General features: G+C 51.9%; 2 rRNA genes. Both read right to left on the bottom strand.

Annotated features, from left to right (window positions below):
* Positions 1-9: 9 nt before the first annotated feature.
* Positions 10-125 (bottom strand): 5S ribosomal RNA (rrf, locus tag DYL59_RS31215).
* Positions 126-295: 170 nt separating this feature from the next.
* Positions 296-2,796: ribosomal RNA gene (locus DYL59_RS31210) — 23S ribosomal RNA — on the bottom strand; the annotation flags it as partial.

Below are 2,796 nucleotides of genomic sequence, written 5' to 3'. Positions count from 1 at the left end.
GGAATTTAATCTTGACGATGACCTACTCTCACATGGGGAAACCCCACACTACCATCGGCGATGCATCGTTTCACTGCTGAGTTCGGGATGGGATCAGGTGGTTCCAATGCTCTATGGTCGTCAAGAAATTCGGGTACTGAGTCGTGGCCAGCTGGCCTCGCTTCAGCAAATTGGGTATGTGACAGCTGTCGGTGTTTTGTGAGTATCGAACTTTCGGTTCATTTCGTCTTCACACACCGCAATCTGGTGCTCTTTCGCTTTTCAGCTCAAAGCTTGCAAATTGCTTGGGTGTTATATGGTCAAGCCTCACGGGCAATTAGTATTGGTTAGCTCAACGCCTCACAGCGCTTACACACCCAACCTATCAACGTCGTAGTCTTCGACGGCCCTTCAGGGAACTCAAGGTTCCAGTGAGATCTCATCTTGAGGCTAGTTTCCCGCTTAGATGCTTTCAGCGGTTATCTATTCCGAACATAGCTACCCGGCAATGCCACTGGCGTGACAACCGGAACACCAGAGGTTCGTCCACTCCGGTCCTCTCGTACTAGGAGCAGCCCCTCTCAAATCTCAAACGTCCACGGCAGATAGGGACCGAACTGTCTCACGACGTTCTAAACCCAGCTCGCGTACCACTTTAAATGGCGAACAGCCATACCCTTGGGACCGGCTTCAGCCCCAGGATGTGATGAGCCGACATCGAGGTGCCAAACACCGCCGTCGATATGAACTCTTGGGCGGTATCAGCCTGTTATCCCCGGAGTACCTTTTATCCGTTGAGCGATGGCCCTTCCATACAGAACCACCGGATCACTAAGACCTACTTTCGTACCTGCTCGACGTGTCTGTCTCGCAGTCAAGCGCGCTTTTGCCTTTATACTCTACGACCGATTTCCGACCGGTCTGAGCGCACCTTCGTACTCCTCCGTTACTCTTTAGGAGGAGACCGCCCCAGTCAAACTACCCACCATACACTGTCCTCGATCCGGATAACGGACCTGAGTTAGAACCTCAAAGTTGCCAGGGTGGTATTTCAAGGATGGCTCCACGCAGACTGGCGTCCACGCTTCAAAGCCTCCCACCTATCCTACACAAGCAAATTCAAAGTCCAGTGCAAAGCTATAGTAAAGGTTCACGGGGTCTTTCCGTCTAGCCGCGGATACACTGCATCTTCACAGCGATTTCAATTTCACTGAGTCTCGGGTGGAGACAGCGCCGCCATCGTTACGCCATTCGTGCAGGTCGGAACTTACCCGACAAGGAATTTCGCTACCTTAGGACCGTTATAGTTACGGCCGCCGTTTACCGGGGCTTCGATCAAGAGCTTCGCGTTAGCTAACCCCATCAATTAACCTTCCGGCACCGGGCAGGCGTCACACCCTATACGTCCACTTTCGTGTTTGCAGAGTGCTGTGTTTTTAATAAACAGTCGCAGCGGCCTGGTATCTTCGACCGGCATGAGCTTACGGAGCAAGTCCTTCACCCTCACCGGCGCACCTTCTCCCGAAGTTACGGTGCCATTTTGCCTAGTTCCTTCACCCGAGTTCTCTCAAGCGCCTTGGTATTCTCTACCCAACCACCTGTGTCGGTTTGGGGTACGGTTCCTGGTTACCTGAAGCTTAGAAGCTTTTCTTGGAAGCATGGCATCAACCACTTCGTTACCTAAAAGGTAACTCGTCATCAGCTCTCGGCCTTAAGATCCCGGATTTACCTAAGATCTCAGCCTACCACCTTAAACTTGGACAACCAACGCCAAGCTGGCCTAGCCTTCTCCGTCCCTCCATCGCAATAACCAGAAGTACAGGAATATTAACCTGTTTTCCATCGACTACGCTTTTCAGCCTCGCCTTAGGGACCGACTAACCCTGCGTCGATTAACGTTGCGCAGGAAACCTTGGTCTTTCGGCGTGGGTGTTTTTCACACCCATTGTCGTTACTCATGTCAGCATTCGCACTTCTGATACCTCCAGCAAGCTTCTCAACTCACCTTCACAGGCTTACAGAACGCTCCTCTACCGCATCACTTACGTGATACCCGTAGCTTCGGTGTATGGTTTGAGCCCCGTTACATCTTCCGCGCAGGCCGACTCGACTAGTGAGCTATTACGCTTTCTTTAAAGGGTGGCTGCTTCTAAGCCAACCTCCTAGCTGTCTAAGCCTTCCCACATCGTTTCCCACTTAACCATAACTTTGGGACCTTAGCTGACGGTCTGGGTTGTTTCCCTTTTCACGACGGACGTTAGCACCCGCCGTGTGTCTCCCATGCTCGGCACTTGTAGGTATTCGGAGTTTGCATCGGTTTGGTAAGTCGGGATGACCCCCTAGCCGAAACAGTGCTCTACCCCCTACAGTGATACATGAGGCGCTACCTAAATAGCTTTCGAGGAGAACCAGCTATCTCCGAGCTTGATTAGCCTTTCACTCCGATCCACAGGTCATCCGCTAACTTTTCAACGGTAGTCGGTTCGGTCCTCCAGTTAGTGTTACCCAACCTTCAACCTGCCCATGGATAGATCGCCCGGTTTCGGGTCTATTCCCAGCGACTAGACGCCCTATTAAGACTCGCTTTCGCTACGCCTCCCCTATTCGGTTAAGCTCGCCACTGAAAATAAGTCGCTGACCCATTATACAAAAGGTACGCAGTCACCCAACAAAGTGGGCTCCCACTGCTTGTACGCATACGGTTTCAGGATCTATTTCACTCCCCTCTCCGGGGTTCTTTTCGCCTTTCCCTCACGGTACTAGTTCACTATCGGTCAGTCAGTAGTATTTAGCCTTGGAGGATGGTCCCCCCATATT

It is taken from the genome of Pseudomonas kairouanensis (assembly GCF_004682055.1).
GTDB classification, from domain to species: Bacteria; Pseudomonadota; Gammaproteobacteria; order Pseudomonadales; family Pseudomonadaceae; genus Aquipseudomonas; species Aquipseudomonas kairouanensis.
Note: the sequence above shows the minus strand (reverse complement) of the source record. Positions and strands in the feature narration are given on the sequence as shown.